Raw genomic sequence first — 22,066 nt, 5'->3', positions numbered from 1 at the left:
AGTCTATGTCGATTAGCCTTTCACTTCTCCTGTTAGTTTCGATGTATACGAACTGTCACCAGTTCGAATGGCTTGAGATCAACGTCGAAGCCGCTTTCATCGGCGCGAAGGTCAGCCTCGTCCTCGCACTCGCGCTCCAGTCCATCTACCAGGCCAATTGACGCGAGGTGGGGAATATCGACACTGAATCGCGCCGTGGTGCGCCCGCCTCTTGTTTCATGGAAACGCACGATCACGTCACCGGATTCGTCATCAGCCAGCTTGACTGCCTCAATCAGGGCATTCCCGCTGTCCAGTGCTACCAGTGCCGGCACGCCATGGTCGCCTCGCACTTCGCGCACCGGCAGGTTCAGGCGCTGCCCTTGCGCGATCGCATCGTCAATCTCAGCTCCAACGGTCAGGGAGGTGCGCAGGACGTGGTGGCCCTGATCGGCATCCGGATCCGGAGCCATCGGCGCGCGCAGCAGTGACTCACCGATCTGTACGAACGGCCTGCCCTCGTCGCTGCGCATGCGTACGAACGAGTGCCCATAGGTGCGGTCATTGGCCACGGCCACGCCGAAATCATCTTCTGCCACGCGCACCCACCGCAGTCCCACAGTTTCAAAGCGCGCGTGCTCCCACGACGTGTTCTCGTGAATGGGGCGCGTGATATGTCCGCACTGAATTTCGGATTGGGCGGTTGTGGTCAGCACGTCAACCGGCAACTCCAGTTTGAGCATCCGCCGGCGCTCATGCCACTCGACTTCAGTCGTGAAATCAACCGTCGCAGAATCGGGCGCGATGCGCATCGTCTGAACGAACGTCGACGTGCCCCAGGACCGCTCACACGTCACGACGGCAGCGCCGTCTTCTTCGCGCACATCCAGAGCGTCCACCGAGTCAATCGGGTTCGGGTGGCGACGGTAATCACCGTCGATATTCCACGCATCCCAGTCCACCGGAATGTCGCGGTACGCGTTGAGCCTGCCGAGCACCTGTCCTGCCGGCACAACCTCACGATTACGGCGCGCATCCACCAGCGAGTCAATCAATCCGTCCCGCGTGACATGTACGTTCAGCACGCCGTTCGAGATCTGCCAGCCGTCGTCGCCCTCGTCAATGGTGATGGACGAGGGAGCCTGCGCGCTGACATGTGCGATCACTCCGGCACCCACGCCACGCTGCTCGGCGGACGAGGCGTTCGCGGTGAGCGGGGTCTCACCGTTGCCGGCAACAATGCTGAGCGCGTCATTGATCAGGGTGTTCAGGCGCTCCATGAGGCGCTCGAAGGTTTCTTCAGCTTCGCGGTGGACCCACGCGATTGAGGATCCGGGCAGGATGTCATGGAATTGCAGCAGGAGGACTTCCTGCCAGATCTCGTGCAGCTCATCGTAGGGGTAGTCGGCACCGGTGCGCACCGCTGCCTGCGTCCACCAGTATTCGGCCTCGCGCAGCAGATGCTCGCAGCGTCGGTTCCCGCGCTTGGTGCGCGCCTGCGAGGTGAGCACGCCGCGATGGTTCTCCAGGTACAGTTCGCCCACCCACGTCGGCGCATCGGGGTATTCGGCCTGCGCGTCGACAAAAAAGTCGGTCGGTGAGGCGATGCGCACGCGCGGGGAGCCTTCCAGGTCTTTTTGCCTGTGCGCGTTGGCCAGCATTTCCCTGGTCGGGCCGCCGCCGCCGTCACCGTAGCCGAACGGCACCAGCGTCCTGGATGCTCCGCCGCTGTCGCGGAATGTGCTTTCAGCGTGATGCAGGTCGGTCGGGCTGAGCGTGGAGTTGTAGGTGTCAACGGGTGGAAAGTGCGTGAAGATACGCGACCCGTCGATCCCTTCCCACCACAGAGTGTGATGCGGGAACGTGTTCGTCTCATTCCACGACAGCTTCTGCGTGAGCATCCATTTCATACCCATGTGCCGTGCGATGGTCGGCAGTGCTGCCGAGTATCCGAAGGAGTCCGGCAGCCACACGTGTTCGGGCATGACGCCGAATTCGCGCTGGAAGAATCGCTGGCCTTCCAGGAACTGTCGAACCATTGCCTCCCCGCCGATCATGTACGGGTCGGATTCGATCCACTGACCTCCGACGACTACCCACCTGCCTTCGGCAACGCGCTGACGCAGGCGCTCGAACACGTCAGGGTGCTCGTCACGCAGCCACTGATACTGCTGGGCTGAGGAGGCGGCGAACATGACGTCGGGGTCGACGTCCATCAGGTGCAGGACATTCGACCACGTGCGCGCTACTTTGCGTCGCGTCTCTCGCAGCGGCCACAGCCACGCCGAATCGATATGCGCATGTCCGATCGCGTATGCGGTGGTCGCTGACGCGGAGGCCGGAGCGCTCAAAACATCGCTGAGCATCTGCCTCGCCTCGTGTGCGCTGCCCGAGAGATCGTCATAGTCGAGGGCGTCCAACGCGCGGTCAAGTCCGCGGATGATCTGTTCGCGCCTGGGTGAGTCGACGACGGTCACGAGGTCATTCAGCACGGTCAGGTCAGCCTGGAGTGCTTCAACCGTGGTGTCGATGGCGCGCAGTTCGCACGTAGTCATTGTGTAGATCGACTCTGTGCCGGCTGTTTCTTTCGAGCCCATCGTCGGTGGTGTCACCCAGTCACCTTCGATGACATTCGGGTTGGCGGCCGCTTCGATGAAGAGCTCGAATTCTTCACCGGGCGCTGCCTCGATCGGAATGTAACGGTTGAGTGGTTCGAGCGCCTTAATCATCGTGCCGTCTGGCCGATATGCTGCGCCTTCTGCCTGGAAACCGGGGCCGGCGTCGGAAAATCCCAGGTCAACGATGATTTCGTGGCGGCGCTGGTCGGATGCAGGGTCCCATTCCTGCGGTACGCGCCCGCTGACGTGGAACCATGTCGTGCCCCAGGGGTGCGACCATGCGTAGGGCAGGCTGATGTCGGAGTATTCCTGTGTGACTGCCTCGTCGAAGGGGACGGGTTCGTCGGGCACTTCCCATGCGGTAAGGGTCAGATTTGCTCGTTCGATCGTGACACCCGGGGTGAGCCAGTCGCGCAGTACGCGTGACACCTGGCGGCGGGTGCGTGAACTTTCATCGAACATGAGGCTCCTTTGGCTCGAATTGTGATGTGTTCCTCTATATTATCCATCATTATTGATGTATTTGAAGAGGGAATCGATCATGAATCATCCTCAAACGTAAAATGTATGCATAATGAGGCGTGCTACGATGCTGCTGTGACCGCCATCTCACCTGAGCGTCGACAGACGCCGCCGTGGCGCTTCGCCATCGGCATGTTTGGCACATCGATTCCGATCAATGTCATCAAAGGGTCGATGCTGTATTTCTACGTGTCGGTCCTTGGCATGGATGCTGCCATCTACGCCGCCGTCTATACGGTCTACGGGATTATTGACGCCATCGATAACCCGATCTTCGGCTACTTCTCCGACCGTACGCGCTCCCGATGGGGCAGGCGCCGTCCCTACCTCATCGTCGGCGCACTGGTGCTGCTGATCGGCATGATCGCACTGTTCTGGGTGCCTGACGCCGTCGTCGCGGCGAAGGCAACAATGCTGGTCGCCTGGTTCGCCACATTCGCCATCTTGTCCGAAGCGGCCGATTCCATGATCAACGCGGCCTACGGGTCGCTGCTGCCGGAACTGTTCCCGCAGGAAAAGCGACGCGCCCTCGCCAATTCGCTGCGACAGGGATTCCAGTTGGTCGCCATGATCTTCTCCCTCGGCCTTACCCCACTGCTGGCCCGCAACATCCTGGGATGTGACGTCAGGGATGCAGCGTGTGCTGATCCGACCGTGGGATACGAGCGCCTCGCCGTCATCTATGGTGTTATCGCCGCTGCAGTCATCATCTTCATGGCGCTGGGGATCCACGAACGCCACGGCGACGTCGAAGAAAAACGCCCGACGTTCCTGCGATCGATCCGAGACATCGTCACCAACCGCTACTTCTGGACGATCGGCGTGGTCTCAGCACTGTATGGCGCGTCGATGGCGATGCTCATGGGTGGTCTGCAGTTCTACGTGGACTACGCGCTGGGTGGCGGCGCGCTGGAAGCCACCATCATGCAAGGTGTCGTCATCTTCACGTCACTGGGATCACTCGCCATCTGGACCTCGATCGTGCGCAGACGCGGCGCGGCGTGGACATGGCGCCTGGCCCTGCCGGTATGCGCACTGACCTTTGTGCCACTGTTCTTTGCCCACAACCTCATCACCGGCATCCTGTGCGGAATCTGCGTGGCGTTCGGCTGGTCCGGTATGCTCGCCACCAACGACCTGATCTTCGCCCGCGTTCTTGACGAGGATGCCCGCAAGACTGGCATCCATCGCGAAGGGATCTTCCTGTCGGCATTCGGCGTGCTCGGCCGTCTCAATGCGATCCCGACCTCCATTGCGTTGCTGTCGCTGGGCTGGTTCTTCGGATATCGTTCCGGCGCGGTGCCCGGCCCTGACCCGGCGATGGCGTGGCGCGTCTACATGGCCATCTATCCGCTGGTATTCATGCTGATCGGCACGCTGATTTCGCGCTTCATTCGCCTTCCGGAAGCCGACGAAGCATGAGTGCCGAGCGTCGCATTGTCATTACCGCTGATGACTTTGGCATGAACCCCGCGTCCTCGCGCATCGTGTGCGACCTTGTCGCCAGCGGCCGTGTCAGTGCCGTGACCGCCCTCGCCAATTCCGATGACCTGCCCGCGCAGCTGAACATGCTGCGAGACGCCGGACTGAGCAGCGTCGGCCTGCATCACGAAGCAACCGGAGGTGAGATCGCCGATGAGCTGCGCGAACAGCATTCGCGCTTGACTGGCTGCGGGATGGACGTCATCCGGCTCGATTCGCATTGCGGCGCGTTGTATACGCCCGAGGCGCTCCCCGCCGCACTCGAATTCTGCACCCGCTTTTCGTTGGCTTTCCGCATGCCGCGCACGTTCCCCGTTCAGTTCTTTGACGAAGGTGACTCGTCGATGCCTTCTCTGCATGCTCAAGCCGTGGCAGCAGCAGACCGCCTGGGAGTGGCTCTGCCACAGATGATGCTGACCAATACGACGCCGTATCAAGACGTCGCCAGCTACGAGCAGCTACGGGACAGTTATATTGCAATGCTGGATGCTGTGCCTGTCGGGGTCAGTGAAGTGTTTGTGCATCCCGGTGTCGATGATCAAAAGCGGCAGTGGGAGGCGCGGCTCGTCGTTGACTCACAATGGCTGGAAGCACTGAAGGAGCGCGATATTCGCGTGGTCGATCGCTGGTAGCTGGTAACTGGTAGTGGTGGCGATCGTGACGCCGGTCGATAGTGTGACACACATCACTTAAATCAGGATGGTTGTTGGCTGTGTGTGGAACGCAGATGCCGGTGGGTGCTGCCACAATAGAACACATGTTCGACAAAACACGTGTTCCGCAGCTCGCGCAGGACGATGCCATAGCTCGCATCGATGCCCTGCGTGAGGCGGATATGCGCTGGAAACAGGCCGAAGCTGATCGTGCCCGTCTTGTCGTCGACACTGTCCTGGCTGTCAGCCGCGCAGCTCCTGCAGATGAAGAGCGTGTCATTCGCAGTGGCGCGGGTACACCCCTGATTGCCGAGTTCGCCCACTTGGAAGTGGCGGCGGCTCTGGGGTGCTCCCCGCACGTGGCGCTGAACCTTATTTCAGACCTGCTTGACCTGCGTTTCCGCATGCCGCGCCTGTGGCAGCGCATACTGGATCTGGACGTGCCCGTGTGGAAGGCGCGCGCTATCACGATGCGCACCACCAGTTTGTCGCTGGACGTGTGCAGGGAAGTTGATCGCCGAATCGGCGACATCGGCACGTGGAGCAAAGAGCGCACCATTGAGCACATCAACGAGCTGATTGCCGAGGTTGACACCGAACGCATCGAACGATGCTTCGACTTGAAGAAGTCGCACCGCCGAGTCGCCTTCGACCGTGAGAGCTCGACGGATCTGGTGTATCTCGATGCCACCTTGAGCGTGACCGACGCGCAGCTTCTGGAAGGAACGGTCAACGCTTTGGCGCGCACGCTCGTGAGCGAACACCCCGACGAATCTCTGGACGAGCGCAAGTCCCGCGCCCTGGGAATTCTGGCGACGCCCGCCTATGCGCTTGCGCGCCTGGAAGGCGCCACTGGTAAGGCGCTTGATCGCACCCGCCCGCCTGCCACGCTTCACCTGCATATCAACGCTGCGTCGCCGCGACTGGTACACGGTGACAGGTGCGGCACGATCCCGGCGCAGGCTCTTTCCGACCTGCTGGCTCACTGCCACGTCACAGTGCGTCCCGTCCTTGACCTCAACAGCAACCGTGCGGTCGACCGACATGACCCACCGCCATTGATGCGCCATGCGATGCATATTCGCGAGCCCGTCGAAGTCTTCCCGTACTCCACGATGCGCTCCTCGGCATGCGACCTTGACCATACCGTTCCGTATGACCCGCACGGGCCAAAGGGGCAGACCTGCCTGGGCAATCTCGGTCCGCTCTCACGTACCGTGCACCGCGCCAAGACGCATTCACGCTGGCACCTGACTCAGCACCGACCGGGAATATACGAGTGGACATCTCCGCTGGGCTACCGCTACAGCGTCACCCACGGCAAGACTCGATACCGCGGACACCGCCGACCTCAGCGCGCATAGGCCTGCCGACTATCGACGAATCGGAACGTGCGTGCGTGACCACTCAAGCGACAGATCCACAAGCGTTTGAGCGTCTTCACCTGCGCCGAAATGCGAGCCGTGAATGACCTGGACGGAACTTCCCAGCGGCAGCTCCGGCATGACTTCCTCAGTCATTTCCACCAGGCCGATCTCCTCATCGTCGGCATCGTGAATGATCAGAACCGGCATGGTCAGGTGATCCACTGTCGCTTTCGTGTCGACCAGCGACAGATCCACCAGAGTCTGCCTGGAAATCGTGAAGTTCTGGCGAGGGCCGGGTGAATCGTCAGGGATGGTTGTAACGCCGTGACGCTCCAGTTCATCAAGCTGCTCGGAAGAAAAAATAGCCTGCCAGTCATACGACACGGGACCCAGTACCGCCCCGGACAGCACCATAGTTGTCGCTGCAGGTGGAGCAGCGTTCATGGCGACGGTGGCGCCGTAGGAGTGCGCGTGGATCAGCTGGCGATGGAAACCCTGGTCAGCCAGCCAGCCTGATGCGGCACGCAGATCCTCCGCGTGAGAGTCAAGAGTGATGATGTCATCGTCAGACAACCCATGTCCCGAATAGTCAAATGCCAGCGTCGCATACCCCGCCGTGCGGTAGTGCCCGGCGAGGCGATCGAAGTGCCCGCCGGAGTGACGATCGGACAGGAACGAGTGAGAAAACAGCACGGCACAGTCAGTGCTGTCCACAGGGTTGACGAACGAACCCGACAGGCTGAGCCCGCGGGGTGTTTCAATCAAGACCTCACTCATACCTTCCAACCTAGCTATTTTTGTCAGTTCTGTGGCAAAAGCGTGAGACAATTCGCCCTAAGGAAAATACACTGGGTGTCGACGCGAGAGGAGATCGTCAATGGGAATGAAAATTGGACTCGCCCTCGGACTGGGAGTGGGGTACGTCCTCGGAACACGAGCCGGACGTGAACGCTACGAGAAGATCAAAGCCGCAGCGCACAAGCTTCGTGAACAGCCTTTCGTGTCGCGTCCCCTCGACAATGCCGGCCAGCGGGTATCCGAAGCGGTGCGCACCGGCGGCGAACGTGTGACCGACAAAGTTGCCGATGCTGTGAAGGAACGCCTTTTCGGCACACCGACCAGCACCTACGAATATGTCGACGTTGAGGTGGAAGAAGAATAATTCCGGACGCCCGAACGTCCTCTTTCGACGACGCTCGTGGACAACGCGCCGGTGGGAGTGCCACTGTAGTCACCGTGACGTCTGAACACACTCCGACCCGCGAACAGATACGCCGGTGGCGCAGGTACCTAGCTGAAGAACGCATGGAACAGGCGACCTACCGCCATCTCGCCGCTCGACGAAAAGACGGCGACAGCCAGGTGCTGAACGCACTGGCAGACGCGGAAGAACGTCACGAAAAACACTGGCTCGACCTGCTTGGCCCTCATGCCTACCCTGAACCCAGGCCTTCGTTTCGCGCCCGGGCACGCGCATTCCTCGCACGCATGTTCGGAACAATCTTCGTTCTCGCGATGGCTCAACGATCCGAACAACGCACGGCGTACGACCGGGACGACGACGCGACCGCGCAGATGGCAGCCGACGAACACATACACGGCGAAGTGATCCGAGGCCTGACCGCACGATCGCGCCAGTCTCTGGCCGGCACGTTCCGCGCGGCAGTGTTCGGTGCCAACGACGGCCTCGTGTCCAATCTGGCGTTGATCCTGGGCATTGCGGCAACCGGCGTGAGCTCCAGGATTGTCCTCGTCACCGGCATCTCCGGCCTGCTCGCCGGTGCCCTGTCAATGGCAGCAGGGGAATGGGTCAGCGTGTCCAGTCAGCGTGAACTGCTCGACGCATCCCGGCCCGACTCGCAGGCCCACCAGTCAGTGCCCGCCCTCGACGTGGATGCGAACGAACTGGCGCTGGTGTTCCGCGCTCGCGGCGAAACGCCTGAAGATGCAGCCGAACACGCGCGCCGGGTCTTCCAGCAAGTCGCCGCCCATCCATCAGGCCAATCCGGACCGATCGCCGTGCGCACAGCGCTCAGTGGCAACGACTCTGGCGGTGCCGGTGAAGAAGTGGGGACCCCGTGGCGCGCGGCAATCAGCTCTTTCATCTTCTTTGCCGCTGGCGCGTTCATCCCGCTCATTCCGTATATTTTCGCGGCCGATGGCCTGCTCGCCGTCGTTATTGCCGCCGTGCTGGTGGGAATTTCGCTGCTGCTGACCGGCGGAATGGTGGGTGTGCTTTCTGGTCAGGACCCCATGCCTCGCGCATTCAGACAGTTGGCAATCGGATTTGGAGCAGCCGCCGTGACATACGCTCTGGGCTGGTTGTTCGGTACAACAGCACTTTAAAATCGACGATGTGACTTCTGTGCTCCATTCGCTCAACGATGCGCTTCCCGACATTTTTCGCGCCATCGACCTGATCGGCGTGGTGCTCAACGGCGTTCTGGGTGGCCGCCTGGCACGCATGAAAAGGTTCGACATCGTCGGATTCGGCGTCCTCGCCGTGATGTCTGCGCTGGCCGGCGGTATTCTGCGTGACGTCATGCTGCAGGTTGGCCCGCCGGCAGCACTCACCGATCCGTTCTACCTGGCAGCGGCGCTGGTCGGAGCCATCATCGCTTACATGTTCACATTTGATTCACGGCGCTGGCAGATCGCCCTCGCCTTTGCTGACGGAACAGTACTGGGCTGCTGGGCAGCAACCGGAGCCGCGAAAACACTCGAAGCAGGATTTGGCATCATGCCGGCACTGATCCTCGGGATGACCACCGCAATCGGCGGCGGCATGATCCGGGACATCGCAGCGGGAAACACGCCGATGGTGTTCGGAGGAAACAACCTGTACGCCACGCCTGCACTGGTGTCCTCCGCGATCATGGTGGCCTTCTGGAACTGGCACCTCGACACCATCGGAATGGCGACCGCAATCATAGTCGGGTCAGCATTCACATTCCTTGCTTTCCAGCGCTCCTGGCAGCTGCCGCGCAACTCGGAATGGTCGCTTGCACACCTGTGGGGCCGCAACCGCGTGGAAACCGCCGCTGTGACCGCTGAAGCTGCAGCTCAGGCAGCGACCGACGCGCTCAACCAGATCCGTGAAGAACTGGATAAGGAGCAATAATGTGCGGACGGTTCGTTCTGTTCGGTAACGACGACGATATGCAGGATCTCTTCGAACTCGACCAGCTGCTGGGGCGTACCATCGCGTCCTACAACATTGCGCCCACTCAGCCAATCCGCGTCATCATGGAACACTACGCCGACCGCCTTGTCCGCGTGATGACCGATGCGACATGGGGGCTTGTGCCAAGTTGGGCCAAACCCGGTTTTCGCCCCATGATCAACGCGCGCGCCGAAACAGTCACGGAAAAGCCGTCCTTCCGCGGCCCCGTCCGGCACCACCGCTGCCTCGTTCCCGCGAACGGATACTACGAGTGGCAAGGCAAGCAGCCCTGGTTTTTGTCCGCCGACGAGGGCGACCCCCTCATGGCCTTTGCAGGCATCTGCGACAGCTGGACATGTGCGATCCTGACACGCAGCGCGCCGGACGCCCTCGGCACTATTCATGACCGCACGCCGCTGATCGTGCCCAGGGAATTGTGGGGAGCATGGCTCGACCCGCACCTGGACCGTCCGGATGAGGTGCGCTCACTGATTGACGCTGTTCCCGAGCCACACCTGTTGCCGCGCCGCGTGGGCCGGGAAGTCGGGTCGGTGAAGAATAACGACCCGTCGCTGATCTCACCACTTGAGCGCGCATGACAGCGCACGAACGGAAAGTGTGAGAATCATGACTATGACTGAAACCAGAAAACCGCGCCGGTTCAAAACGCGCCACCTGTCAATGATTGCTCTTGGCTCAGCGATCGGTGCTGGGTTCTTTCTGGGGACCGGGCAGGCCATTGCATCGGCCGGACCGGCCGTTCTTGTGTCGTACCTGATTGCAGCGCTCATCGCGATCACTGTGATGTACTCGCTGGCGGAACTGTCAGCCGCGCTGCCGTCGACCGGATCGTTCTCCACATATGCCGAAGCCGGCATCGGACGGTGGGCCGGGTTCACGGTCGGATGGATGTACTGGTTCATGCTGATCATGGTGCTCGGCATGGAAATCACAGGTGCCGCACAGATCTTCGTGCAGTGGTTCCCTGCGGTCCCGCAGTGGATCGTCGCCCTCGTCATTGTGGTGGTGCTCGGCGGAGTCAACCTGATGGCAGCCGGTGACTTCGGTGAGGTCGAAGCGTGGCTGGCCGGAATCAAAGTCGCAGCCATCATTATGTTCCTGCTGATCGGCGTCGGTTTGCTGATCGGCTTCATTCCCGGCAAGACCGCCCCGGTGATGGAAACCGTCCTTGGCAACGGTGGGTTCGCACCGTTGGGCATGGCGGGCATCGCAACCGGCCTGCTCGCCATCATCACATCGTTCGGCGGCATTGAGATTGTGACGATTGCGGCCGCCGAAGCGGAAGACCCGCAGCGCGCCATGAGCAAGGCGATTCGCTCAGTACTGTGGCGCATCCTGGTGTTCTACGTCGGCTCGGTGATACTGCTGATCTGCCTGCTGCCGTGGAACTCGCCTGACATGGTGCTCAACCCGTTCGCAACGGTGCTGAACATGGCGGGTATCCCAGCTGTCGGCCGCATCATGGAAATCATCGTGTTCGTGGCCCTCGTCAGCGCTTTTTCAGCCAACGTCTACTCGTCGTCGCGTATGGCCTACTCGCTGTGCGCTCGCGGCATGGGCTCACCGTGGCTGCTGGGCGGGTCGGCAACTGCATCGGATTCGCCGGACGCACTCGCCCATGTGGTCACCGGCGATTCAAAGCGTGATCTTGAGGCCGTCATGGCGGAAGAGACTGCAGTCGGTGATATTGCACGAGGGCGAACCCCGCGCCGAGCCGTCAGCCTGTCAGTCATCCTCGCCCTGGTGTCGGTCGGTCTGAACTGGTGGCTGCCGGAGGCGATTCTGGGGATCCTGATCAACGCGATCGGCATGGTGCTGCTCATTGCGTGGGTCTTCATCATCATTTCGCAGATTCGTCTGCGCCCAATCCTGCGTGAAAATCATGACCTGCCGATCCGCATGCCCGGCTGGCCGTGGACGGGGTATCTGGCTCTGGCTGGCCTGGCCGTGATGGGTGTGCTCATGGCTCTGAGCCCCTCTGCGCGCCCGCAGCTGATCTCGATGCTCGGCTTGATGCTGATCATCATGGGGATCTACTGGATCCGCGAAAAACTGGCGCGGCGCTAGCCCTGTGGATAAGTCGGGCAGGTGCCGACGTGATGCTCATAATGAGTAGGTGCGTGGGCGATTCAGCATCGGCGATTTCATCATCGCGCTGGCAGTCATTGTGCTGCTGGCGTGGGTGTTGTGGCTGTTCATACCCGCCCCACGAGTCGAAGCTCCCGCCGGTCCCGCCGGTGACCAGCTTCGCACACTGATCGTACGCAGTGACGAGGGCGCCCCTGACTACAACCGGGACCAGTTTGGTCAGAAGTGGGCCGATGAGGACCATAACGGGTGCGACACTCGTAACGACATTCTGGCCCGTGACCTCGCGCGGCCAACGTTCAAGCCGAATACTCGCGACTGTGTGGTGCTCAGCGGAACACTGGCAGAACCCTACACGGGCAAGGTCATCGAATTTCAGCGAGGTCAGGACACGTCGACACTGGTGCAGATCGATCACGTCGTGGCGCTTGCCGACGCATGGAGATCGGGAGCCTGGCAATGGGACACAGCCCGCAGGCAGGCCTTCGCCAACGACCCGGACAATCTCCTGGCAGTTGACGGACAGGCCAACCAGGACAAGATGGCTGCTTCAGCTGATCAGTGGCTGCCACCTGACCGCAGTTTCCGCTGCGAATACGTGACGCGGCAGATCGCGGTGAAAGCCAAGTGGAAACTCACGGTGACCAGAGCGGAACACGATGCAATGGCACATGCGCTCGCACACTGTTAGCCAGTATTGTTGTGCGTATGGGTAAAGCAAGCCGTCGTAAAAAAGTACAACCCGGACGCAGCACGTACCGTCCGCCGATCCGCTTCGTGGAACGACCCTTTGACGGGCTTCCATGCGAAAGCGACCTGGTCGCCATGAGGGAAATCATTCCGTGTGCGCGCATGAGTGCCCGCACGACGGACGGCGTCGAATTCGACATAGTCTCACTGCTGCCAGACGGGCAGGGTGCCATGGTGCGCGGTGACGGCCGAATCATGGTGGGCATGCAAACGCGATTCCATTCCGGCGACCTGTCTCACGATGTGGGTGGCGCGTTGCAAGCCGCCCTCGACGCGAAAGACGAAGGTATCGTTGCCTTTGACGTGCGTGACCCCGCACCCAGGTTGCAGGAACTGCTGGAAAGCGCCGAACCGATGGAACTGTGCGACGATTTCTCATTCTGGTTCGACCCGACCGAAGAAATGTCCGAGGACATCCGCTCCACGATGGAGCAGACACGCAACGAACTGATCCCCACGCAGGAAGTCCCGGGAGCGCCCGGCATGTATTGGTGCGAAATGAACCGCAACTTCGTGCGCTACGTGACCGATGAGGACGAAAACAAGCTCTTTACCGCGCTGGCACGTATGCAGGTGGCCGGAGATGCCCACGTGGGGGAGGGTTCCCGCTTTGTCGGAGCCTTCCGCGCCTGCGGGCTGGCCATCCCCGTGTTCGAACTGGCAGAAGGAGTCAGCTCTGATGACGTGTCCAAGCCTGCGCAGAACTTCATCAGCAAGCTTGAGGACGCGCTCAATGCGACCGAAGCTCTGACACATGACGAGCGTCGAGCCAAACAGGGGCTTGTTTCTCGACAAGTCACCATCCGGTAGAGGTACAAGAAGAGGCAAAGTCGGAGTAAAGTTGTGGGCGTGAACGATTCGGGACCCCAACGCGTTGCCGCGATCATCTGGGCGCACGACGATGCTCATGACATTGCCTCCACAGTCCGATCCTGCCGCGCCATTCCCGCAGTCGATTTGCTCATAGTCGTCGATGACGGCTCCACTGACGAAACAGGCGCGCACGCGCGAATGGCAGGTGCCGTCGTTGTTCGACACTCAGTGCCGCGTGGACGCGCATCCGCGATGGAGACAGGCGTGAAAGTCGCAGCGATGCGTGACCGCGCCGACTGGCCACCACGCCTCCTGCTCTTCCTCTCATCCGACCTGGGCGAATCAGCCGTCGAAGCCGCCGTGCTGGTCGAAGCAGTGATGACCGGGATGGCGGACTGTGCCTGCGCCAGTGAGAAATCCAGTCGCCGCCTGCCCGCCGCACGGATAGCGCGTCGAGCCATCCGGCGCGCAACAGGGTGGGCACCTGAATCGCCCATGTCCGAAAATCGCTGCATCACGCGCGAAGCGCTGACAGCCATCATGCCTTTCGCCAACGGGTACGGGCTGGAACCCGCGATGACGATCGACCTGCTGATGCAAGGGTTCACCATGGTGGAGCTGCCGTGCGCATTCGTCCACTTGGGTGGAGATCGCACCCTCGGTGAACTCAACAAACCACAGCAGCTGATCGATACGCTGGTGGCGCTGACCGAACGCGGGCCACGCGTGCTGACGCGTTCGCCTTTGAGGCGCTCCGAGAGCCGCGCGTTTAAGCTGGGTGACCCGTATCCGCATCGGGCTGACGAGACCCCAGGGCGCGAATCCGACGCAGACGAAGAGAATTAGTCACCACGCACACCGATGACAACGCCATCGCGCCGGCTGCGATCATCGGGTTGAGCAGTCCTGCGACAGCCAGCGGAATGGCAGCCACGTTATAGCCGAACGCCCACACCAGGTTCTGCCGGATGACGCGCAGTGTCCGCCGTGACAGGTCGATTGCGGTGGCGGCTGCGCGCAGATCCGAGGACACCAACGTGATGTCAGCAACCTGGATCGCCACATCCGTTCCGGATCCCATCGCCATACCCAGCCCGCGATGTCCCGCCTGAGCGAGCGCCGCAGCGTCGTTGACGCCATCACCCACCATCGCCACAACGCGTCCCTCATCCTGCAGGCGCTTCACGACATCGCGCTTGTCATCCGGCAACACATCAGCGATCACGTGGGAAATGCCGACCTGGTCGGCTACCACGTCAGCAGCACCCTGATTGTCGCCGGTCAGCAGGATCGGCTCAATATCCAAGTTGCGGAACAGGCCGATTGCCTCAGCTGACGAGTCCTTCACCTGGTCGCGCAATACGATCACACCATGCACCTGCGCCCCGGTCAGTGGTGCGTCCAGCTGGCGGCCAATACTTGGTGCAGACGGCTCGGCAGTCTCACTGGTGCGCGAGCGCACACGCGCCTGGTACCCGGCAGCTTCCACAACGTGCACCAACTCATCGTCACCGTGGTCGCGGGTGAGCAGAATCGATGCGCTTTCGGTCGCCAGGTTGACGTGCGCCTCGACTCCATCAAGTTTGCCCAGCTTGCGTTCCACACGATTCACACACGACGCGCACGTCATTCCGCCCACCGCCATGTCAACACGGACCGGGCTCTCAGCGTCGCTTTCGTCGGCGTGGATTGTCGAGGGCGACTCATCCCACCCTGGAACGCTGGCCACCACGATGGGCGTTGCGCAACGCGATCGGGCAGTGCGCACGATGTCCTCGGGAATACTGATACCCAGCCCCGTGAACCACTCGGGCCTGCCCACCAGAGCCAAACCGCCGTCGATCAGAGCTGAGACACCCATGCCGGAATGGTTGACGAAGCGGCGAGTCGCAACGGGCGTGAGTGAGCGGGACTGTGTGGCGCGCACAATTGAGCGCGCCATCGGGTGTTCAGAGCGTGCCTCGATACCGGCTGCGAGGGCGAGCGTGACGTCGGGATCGCTTGACTCGACGTGTTCGACGGCCAGGTTGCCGGTTGTGACCGTGCCGGTCTTGTCCAGCACAATCGTGTCGATCTTGCGGGTTTCTTCGAGGATTTCAGCTGAGCGGATCACGATGCCCAGCTGGGAGGCGCGCCCTGAGCCGACCAGCAGGGCGGTGGGTGTGGCCAGTCCCAGCGCACACGGGCAGGCCACCACGAGCACGGCAACGGCGGCGGTGGCCGCGGCCTGAACGTCGCCAGAAAAGATGAGCCAGCCGATCAGTGTTGCCGCGGAAATCGCAAGCACGACCGGCACGAAAACCGAACTGATCGTGTCGGCCAGGCGCTGGATCGGTGCCTTCGTGGCCTGAGCTTCGCTGACCATGCGGCCGATCTTGGCCAACGCGGTGTCGGATCCAACTCGGCGGGCTTCCACTTCCAGAGCGCCCCACGTGTTGATCGTGGCACCTGCTACATCGTCACCGGGAGCAACATCGCGTGGAACGGACTCGCCGGTCAGCATCGACGTGTCAATGGCGGATTCGCCTGAGATGATGCGCCCATCTGTTGCGATGGATTCGCCGGGACGAACCTCGAACATGTCTCCGACCTGCAGGTCAGCGCTGTCGACGTCCTCGCGCGTCCCGTCAGGCAGAATGCGGTGCGCTGTGGTGGTGCCCATTGAGAGCAGTGAGCGCAGCGCGTCGCCGGCCCGATGCTTGGTGCGCGCCTCCGCATAGCGCCCGATCAGCAGGAACAGGACGATCACGCAGGCGCCCTCGAAATAGAGTATCGCGGATTCGCCGCCCCACAGCAGTGCCCACAGGCTCCACGCAGTTGAAGCGGTCACGCCCAGGGACACCAGTGTGTCCATTGTTGTGGTGCCGTGGCGTAGACCCTGGATGGCTGAGCGGTGGAAGGGCCACGCGCCCCATGTGACGACAGGTAGTGACAGGATGGCCACCACCCATTGCCAGCCCGGAAAATGCAGGCTGTGGAACATCGAAACGGTGGCAACGACCAGTGTGGGCGGCGCGGTGACGATGAGGCGGCGCCTGAGGTCTTGTGCGCGATCCAGCGCGCTGTGCATATAGCTCCTTAGAAGTCTCGCTTGATTTCAGTCAGTGTGTATCCGGCCTCGCTGATGGCATCTTTGAGGGCGTCGTCATCTACGCCGGTCTGCGTGTGGACGGTGACCAGTGAGGTCTTGTTGGCCTTGAGAATGACCTCCACGTTGGATACGCCTTCGACCTCTTTGAGTTCTTCGGTGACGGATGCGACGCAGTGGGAACAGGTCATGCCGTCGACATAGAGTTCAACAGTTCGATCGAGTGCCATGATGAGTCCTTTCAGGATTTGACGAGCCGTGCGATCGCGTTGATCGCTTCGGTGATTTTTTCTTCGCCAGCTTCGTGAGAGTGCTTGGCGGCGTCGAGGACACAGTGGCCCAGATGGTCGTGAACGAGGCCGAGGGCGACTGAATCAAGGGCGCTTTGAATGGCAGATATCTGCGTGAGTACGTCAATGCAGTAGTCCTGCTCCTCGACCATGCGCTGGACGCCGCGCACCTGACCTTCGATACGGCGAAGCCGGGTGAGGTACTGCTGGGTTGATGCTGAGTATCCGCGCATTGAGGTCTCCTCTCAGGTCTACCAGCACGACAATACCCCTAGGGGGTATTAGTGTCAAGGGGTGCGCCGATAGTAAAACGCGCGCCACGACCACTGACGGTCACGGCGCGCGTGAAGGAAAAAGGTTACAGCTCAGGCTGCGCGACCTTGAGCGACTGCTGGTCACGCTGGTGAGCCAGAGCAATCAGATCACTGAAGGTCTCCTCGCCGCCGACCTGGCGGGCAAAATCAGCATCCTGAGCGGCGATCGCCACATCCGTGATCGGGTTGGCCACCAACGCAGCCAGCACGGACGGAGCGGCAGTGATCGCGCCGATACCGGCCTCAACCAGGCGCAGCACCTGATCGGAGTTCTTGAAGGAAGCGGCCAGCACATCCGCATGCAGGTGATGGGTGCGCAGGATCTGATGAATTTCGGTTGCTACACGCACACCGTTGATACCGAAGTTATCCATCCTGTTCACATACGGCGCAACATAGCGCGCACCGGCCTGAGCGGCCATGAAGCCCTGCAGGGTGGAGTGGACGCCCGTTGCCGTGACCGGGATACCCTCCGAGGCCAGCATGTTGATCGCGGCGAAGCCTTCATGGGTGACCGGAATCTTGACATGCAGGTGCTTGCCGAACTCCGCACGCAGCGCGCGCCCCTCGGCCACCATGGATTCGCGATCATGGGACACGACCTGCACGTGCAGCTGCGAGCCTTCCGGCAAAACCGAGTGGATTTTACGGAGAACCTCCAGCGGGTCGCCTCCCTCGTTCGCCAGAATGGTGGGGTTCGTAGTCACGCCGTCGATGGGAAGGTAATCGAGAGTCTCACGAATGAGGTCAATATTGGCGTGATCGATCAGAATGAGCATGATTCTCCTTGAATTCGTAGCCTGACCCCATTGTACGATTCGGCAGGCATCAATAAATGGGACGTGCCAGACTACACATATGGGTCGCAGCGAAGACAGGTGGTATCCACTCAAACGTGTGCCGCAGTCTTATCCGCCGACCTACGTGCGCATGAAACTTGTGCCGATGATTCCGGCCATTGCTCTGGCAGCCGGTGCCGACTTGCTCTCCGATGCGCGCTTCGTGCCGAAGGATGCACAGAAAGTGCTGAGGGTGGCCTCCGAGCGCATGGGGTCGGAAATACTTGAACGCTTCCAGCGGATCTTCTTCGATGAACCGGGCCTGGACACGCTTTTGGTGCGGGCAGGAGCCGCTGCTGCGCGCCGCGTGGCCGACGCTGGCCGACTGTATCTGAAGGCGCGGATCGCCACGCACACCGACTGTGATGGGCGTGCGCGCGCCATGTTGCCATTGGTTCCGCGACGCGGATATGAAGCGTTGATGGTGATCGCACTGACTGTTGGCACAGCGACCGGGTATTTTCGTGGCGGAGCGGTTCACACCGCGGTGATCCTCGATAGTGACGACGGTACGCCGACCGTTCCGCCCGGCCACCCCACACCGCAACTGCGCAGAAGGCAGCCACCCTCGTCACTGGGTGACATCGCCGCCGACATCGACGACATGTACTACTGCGGGTCGATGGGGCAGATGGTCAAGGTGGTGCGCGTGGGCGAGGGCGACGCGCGACGCTGGATCGTGGCCATCCCCGGCACCATGCACCTTGACCCGACATCGACTCCGAACCCTGCCGACACGGAATCGAATATCCGCGAAGTCCTCTTCCTGCCTTCAGCCGTGCGGATCGGAGCGGTCAAGGCGGTGCATGAAGCGATGCGACGCAGCGGTGTAGACCAGGATGACTGGCCGGCCGAACGCGTCTTGATCTGCGGCCACTCTCAGGGCGGCATGGTGGCAGCAGCCCTGGCGTCGATGGACCCGGATGAGGCGGGTATGCGCGTGAGCGGCGTGATGACGATGGGATCACCATGCCGGCGCATCAAAATTCGCCCCGATGTGACGATGGTGTCGATTGCTCACGACCAGGACGTGATTCCAGCCCTGGACGGCACACCCGCACTGACCCCCGACCAGCGGGTGACGATCCACCGAAACCTGGTGCGGCCGCGTCAGTCGCCGCTGTACTACGCGCATTCATCGACGATCTACACCGACACGGTGCGTCTGCTGGAGCGGCGAGCCAGCGTCGTCCGACACGGATACCCCTCGGAATGCGTGGACCGCCTGCAGGAATTCCTGCCGCGCGAGGGGGAATCCGTGCACACCACATTCCATGAGGTGTGGCAGGACGTACTCGAAACCGTCGAAGAGCCGACGTGGGACCAGTACGTCGTGCTCGACGCACCCGAATCTGACCTGGTGGGCAGTGACTGGCAGTGGCAGCCCAACCCATTGATCGACTTTTCAGCGTTGAGGAGGACACATGCGCAGGCGTAAGGGAAAAGGCTCACCCACCCCCGTCAATAAGGGGCATGGACGAGGGCGACGCGGCCGTCTGCCACAGATCGACAACCCTGTGCTGATCAGTGTGCTCACCGCCGGAGCGCGGGGGGTCAGCGCCGCGCTGGATGTTCTTAAACCGCCGAAACGGGCGGGTCGCGGGCACCGCGTGCAGCAGTGGCTGACTGAGCGCATGCCGGACATGATGGGAGCGCACCTGTCGTTGGATGTGCGTGTGCACGAAGGGTTCGGCCGCTCACCTCTGATTGACATGCGCATCGTGTGTGATGACGACAGTGAAGATCAGGCGCGCCAACAGCTCGAAGATGCGGTGCGGTGCGCATGGGACAACCCGGAGCTGGCTCCCGTGGCGGTGCGCGCCTGCGTCACGGATTCAGCAGGCGAAGTGCGATGCGACGTTACCAGTGTTGGATTCAGTGAGGAAACCGCGACACCCTCGGCACTGTATGCGCGTTTCGGCGCACCCGACGCTGACCCTGCCTGGCGGCCGTAAACCGTGGACGGACTACTCCCAGCCCGCCATCTTTTCGGACTGGCCAATGTAGGTGGCGGGGGTCAGGTCCAGGAGGCGATGTTCGACCTCACCCGGCAATCCCAGGCCGGCGATGAATGTGCGCATTTCGTCGGCGCCGACTGTGTGCCCGCGGGTGAGCTCCTTGAGGCGCTCATACGGGTTGGCCATGCCGGTTGCGCCCGCAATGGAAGCAGCGCGCATCGCCTGCTGGACGGCTTCACCCAGCACAGCCCAGTTCTGATCCAGGTCAGCAGCCATGCGCTCACGGTTGATGTCCAGTCCGGCCAGGCCGCGCACCAGATTATCCAGTGCCAGCAGCGAATGTCCGAAAGCGACACCGATATTGCGCTGCGTGGTTGAATCCGTCAGGTCGCGCTGCATGCGCGATGTCACCAGTGTGGCCGCCAACGTGTCGAAGAGCGCGCACGAAATTTCCAGGTTCGCTTCGGCGTTTTCAAATCGGATCGGGTTGACCTTGTGGGGCATGGTGGACGAGCCGGTAGACCCCTGGGCAGCAAGGTTCTGGTGGAAGTAGCCCATCGAAATGTACGACCAGCAATCCGTCGCCAGGTTGTGCGCGATGCGGTTGAAACGGGCGACGTCCGAGTACAGCTCGGCCTGCCAGTCGTGCGATTCGATCTGCGTGGTCAGCGGGTTCCATGTCAAGCCGAGGAACTCGACGAATCCCTGAGCGAGCGCCGGCCAGTCGGCACCGGGAACGGCCACCATGTGTGCCGCCCACGTGCCGGTCGCACCATTGATCTTCCCGAGGTATTCGGCTTTCTCAATGCGGTCGATCTGACGGTTCAGGCGGTGAATGAAGACCGCCATTTCCTTGCCCATTGTCACGGGAGTGGCGGGCTGACCGTGGGTGTGTGCCAGCATCGGCGCGTCGGCACCGTCGCGCGCAATGGCACGCAGTGACTCAATGAGCTGGCGGGCTGCCGGTAGCCACGTGTGTGTGACAGCCGCGGCGACAGTCAGCGCGTACGCGAGGTTGTTGATGTCTTCGGAGGTGCAGAAAATGTGGACCACTTCGTGCAGGTCCGGCAGGCAGGTGGAATCTCCCAGCTCGTCTGGCGCCTGATCCAAGTGCTCTTTGATCAGGTATTCGACCGCTTTGACATCGTGGCGCGTTTCAGCTTCGATGCGGGCGAGACGATGAATGTCTTCCGGCCCAAAATCGACGGCCAGGCGGCGCAGATAGGCGCGTTCCGCATCGGTCAGTGTGGGAGCGCCGGGCAGAACCTCGTGGTCCATCAGGTAGATGAGCCATTCAACTTCCACATGGACGCGCGCACGGTTCAACGCTGCCTCAGACAGCGTGTTTGCCAGAGGGGCGACGGCTGCGCGGTAGCGCCCATCCAGAGGGGACAGGGGTGTGTCCATCGCAAGGTCGGTATAGCCGGATTCCGGATTGAAAAGAGTTGACCACGTATCGCTCATGGCCTTATTCTACGCAATCGCACCGAATCGACGTATTGCCCGCAATTCACACGTTTAATCGTTGCACGAACAGTAGAATCAGTAGGCTAGTTCTGAACGATTGTTCACAGACAATGGGGTGGAGGAAGATGAGTAACGAGGCAGTGCACCTGGTGTTCATGGGAGTTGCCGGATGCGGAAAGACCACTGCAGCTCAGCAGATGGCCGACTTCCTGAAATGGCCAGCAGCCGAGGCGGATGATTTCCACCCCCAGGCGAATATCGACAAGATGAGTGCGGGCACACCGCTCACCGATGAGGACCGTTGGCCGTGGCTGCGTTCGATACGCGACTGGATGAGCGATCACGCCAGAAATGGCCAATCAACGATCGTCACCTGCTCCGCGTTGAAACGCAGCTATCGTGACCTGCTGCGCGAATCGCAAGGACGCGTTTTTTTCGTGCATCTGACCGTGCCGGAAGATGTCATCCGAGAGCGCATGGCGACCCGTGACCACTTCATGAAGCCCAATATGCTGCCTTCACAGTTTGCCACGCTCGAAGACCTCGAAAGTGACGAGGACGGCGTAGTGATCTCAGCGCTGGGAGATATCGACGAGACTTTCAATGCCACAGTGAATGCCCTGCGTGAGCAGGGTCTGATTGATTAAGGGGCCA

21 protein-coding genes are annotated in these 22,066 nt (G+C 61.4%); 14 read left to right on the top strand and 7 right to left on the bottom strand.

Annotated features, from left to right (window positions below; all coding sequences use genetic code 11):
• Positions 1 to 32: 32 nt before the first annotated feature.
• Positions 33 to 3,059, bottom strand: a complete 3,027-nt coding sequence (locus tag BN3002_RS08730) for an alpha-mannosidase (protein WP_058237513.1) — start codon at positions 3,057 to 3,059, stop codon at positions 33 to 35.
• A 135-nt stretch (positions 3,060 to 3,194) separates the two neighbouring features.
• Here BN3002_RS08730 and BN3002_RS08725 point away from each other — a divergent pair, with 135 nt between their 5' ends.
• From BN3002_RS08725 to BN3002_RS08715, 3 genes are all read left to right on the top strand, one after another.
• Complete coding sequence (locus BN3002_RS08725) at positions 3,195 to 4,541, top strand: MFS transporter (protein WP_257525589.1); 1,347 nt, start codon at positions 3,195 to 3,197, stop codon at positions 4,539 to 4,541.
• Positions 4,538 to 5,233, top strand: coding sequence for a ChbG/HpnK family deacetylase (locus BN3002_RS08720; protein WP_058237512.1), 696 nt, complete (start codon positions 4,538 to 4,540; stop codon positions 5,231 to 5,233). Before BN3002_RS08725 ends, BN3002_RS08720 begins: the two co-directional genes overlap by 4 nt.
• A 125-nt stretch (positions 5,234 to 5,358) precedes the next feature.
• Positions 5,359 to 6,618: a hypothetical protein gene (locus BN3002_RS08715; RefSeq protein ID WP_154955723.1), complete on the top strand. Its 1,260-nt coding sequence runs from the start codon at positions 5,359 to 5,361 to the stop codon at positions 6,616 to 6,618.
• Positions 6,619 to 6,627: 9 nt separating this feature from the next.
• On the opposite strand, the gene BN3002_RS08710 is transcribed toward BN3002_RS08715, so the two are convergent.
• On the bottom strand, positions 6,628 to 7,398 hold the full coding sequence (locus tag BN3002_RS08710; protein WP_058237510.1) for an alpha/beta hydrolase: 771 nt from the start codon (positions 7,396 to 7,398) through the stop codon (positions 6,628 to 6,630).
• 100 nt (positions 7,399 to 7,498) lie between these two features.
• Between BN3002_RS08710 and BN3002_RS08705 the strand changes: the two genes are divergently transcribed.
• The 8 genes from BN3002_RS08705 to BN3002_RS08670 all read left to right on the top strand — a co-directional run bounded on the left by BN3002_RS08705 (position 7,499) and on the right by BN3002_RS08670 (position 14,302).
• On the top strand, positions 7,499 to 7,783 hold the full coding sequence (locus BN3002_RS08705; protein WP_058237509.1) for a YtxH domain-containing protein: 285 nt from the start codon (positions 7,499 to 7,501) through the stop codon (positions 7,781 to 7,783).
• Between the two features lie 143 nt (positions 7,784 to 7,926).
• Positions 7,927 to 8,967, top strand: coding sequence for a VIT1/CCC1 transporter family protein (locus BN3002_RS08700; RefSeq protein WP_082628612.1), 1,041 nt, complete (start codon positions 7,927 to 7,929; stop codon positions 8,965 to 8,967).
• 19 nt (positions 8,968 to 8,986) lie between these two features.
• The gene (locus tag BN3002_RS08695) at positions 8,987 to 9,742 is read left to right on the top strand and encodes a trimeric intracellular cation channel family protein (RefSeq protein WP_070725480.1); all 756 of its coding nucleotides are present in this window, start codon (positions 8,987 to 8,989) and stop codon (positions 9,740 to 9,742) included.
• A complete protein-coding gene (locus BN3002_RS08690) occupies positions 9,742 to 10,383 on the top strand; it encodes an SOS response-associated peptidase (RefSeq protein ID WP_058237507.1) in 642 nt (213 codons plus the stop codon). The genes BN3002_RS08695 and BN3002_RS08690 overlap by 1 nt, the downstream gene beginning before the upstream one ends.
• Positions 10,384 to 10,417: 34 nt before the next feature.
• Complete coding sequence (locus tag BN3002_RS08685; RefSeq protein WP_257525588.1) at positions 10,418 to 11,872, top strand: amino acid permease; 1,455 nt, start codon at positions 10,418 to 10,420, stop codon at positions 11,870 to 11,872.
• Positions 11,873 to 11,921: 49 nt separating this feature from the next.
• A complete protein-coding gene (locus tag BN3002_RS08680; protein WP_058237505.1) occupies positions 11,922 to 12,584 on the top strand; it encodes an HNH endonuclease family protein in 663 nt (220 codons plus the stop codon).
• 17 nt (positions 12,585 to 12,601) lie between these two features.
• Positions 12,602 to 13,453, top strand: a complete 852-nt coding sequence (locus BN3002_RS08675) for a DUF5926 family protein (RefSeq protein ID WP_058237504.1) — start codon at positions 12,602 to 12,604, stop codon at positions 13,451 to 13,453.
• Between the two features lie 39 nt (positions 13,454 to 13,492).
• Positions 13,493 to 14,302 carry a glycosyltransferase family 2 protein gene (locus tag BN3002_RS08670; protein WP_257525587.1) on the top strand — a complete coding sequence of 270 codons (810 nt, stop codon included), beginning with the start codon at positions 13,493 to 13,495 and terminating at the stop codon, positions 14,300 to 14,302.
• Here the strand turns inward: BN3002_RS08670 and BN3002_RS08665 are convergent.
• The 4 genes from BN3002_RS08665 to BN3002_RS08650 all read right to left on the bottom strand — a co-directional run bounded on the left by BN3002_RS08665 (position 14,226) and on the right by BN3002_RS08650 (position 17,927).
• Positions 14,226 to 16,526, bottom strand: a complete 2,301-nt coding sequence (locus BN3002_RS08665) for a heavy metal translocating P-type ATPase (RefSeq protein ID WP_058237502.1) — start codon at positions 16,524 to 16,526, stop codon at positions 14,226 to 14,228. The two genes, BN3002_RS08670 and BN3002_RS08665, sit on opposite strands and share 77 nt — an antisense overlap.
• Positions 16,527 to 16,534: 8 nt before the next feature.
• Positions 16,535 to 16,774, bottom strand: coding sequence for a heavy-metal-associated domain-containing protein (locus tag BN3002_RS08660; RefSeq protein ID WP_058237501.1), 240 nt, complete (start codon positions 16,772 to 16,774; stop codon positions 16,535 to 16,537).
• Between the two features lie 11 nt (positions 16,775 to 16,785).
• Positions 16,786 to 17,067: a metal-sensitive transcriptional regulator gene (locus BN3002_RS08655; RefSeq protein ID WP_058237500.1), complete on the bottom strand. Its 282-nt coding sequence runs from the start codon at positions 17,065 to 17,067 to the stop codon at positions 16,786 to 16,788.
• A 125-nt stretch (positions 17,068 to 17,192) separates the two neighbouring features.
• Positions 17,193 to 17,927, bottom strand: a complete 735-nt coding sequence (locus BN3002_RS08650) for a transaldolase family protein (protein WP_058237499.1) — start codon at positions 17,925 to 17,927, stop codon at positions 17,193 to 17,195.
• Positions 17,928 to 18,006: 79 nt separating this feature from the next.
• Here BN3002_RS08650 and BN3002_RS08645 point away from each other — a divergent pair, with 79 nt between their 5' ends.
• Both BN3002_RS08645 and BN3002_RS08640 read left to right on the top strand, forming a co-directional pair.
• On the top strand, positions 18,007 to 19,425 hold the full coding sequence (locus BN3002_RS08645) for an alpha/beta hydrolase family protein (protein WP_058237498.1): 1,419 nt from the start codon (positions 18,007 to 18,009) through the stop codon (positions 19,423 to 19,425).
• Complete coding sequence (locus BN3002_RS08640; protein ID WP_058237497.1) at positions 19,412 to 19,942, top strand: hypothetical protein; 531 nt, start codon at positions 19,412 to 19,414, stop codon at positions 19,940 to 19,942. The genes BN3002_RS08645 and BN3002_RS08640 overlap by 14 nt, the downstream gene beginning before the upstream one ends.
• 12 nt (positions 19,943 to 19,954) lie before the next feature.
• Here BN3002_RS08640 and purB read toward each other — a convergent pair whose 3' ends face one another.
• Positions 19,955 to 21,409 (bottom strand): adenylosuccinate lyase, encoded by a 1,455-nt coding sequence (purB, locus tag BN3002_RS08635; RefSeq protein ID WP_058237496.1) that lies wholly within the window; start codon positions 21,407 to 21,409, stop codon positions 19,955 to 19,957.
• Positions 21,410 to 21,537: 128 nt separating this feature from the next.
• On the opposite strand from purB, the gene BN3002_RS08630 reads away from it, so the two are divergent.
• Entirely contained in the window at positions 21,538 to 22,059 is a 522-nt protein-coding gene (locus BN3002_RS08630) for a gluconokinase (RefSeq protein WP_058237495.1), read from the top strand.
• The last annotated feature ends 7 nt before the right edge of the window (positions 22,060 to 22,066 follow it).

The sequence above is a fragment of the Actinomyces ihuae genome, assembly GCF_001457875.1.
Classification (GTDB): domain Bacteria; phylum Actinomycetota; class Actinomycetes; order Actinomycetales; family Actinomycetaceae; genus Pauljensenia; species Pauljensenia radingae_A.
This window is presented reverse-complemented; position numbering and strand designations above follow the sequence as displayed.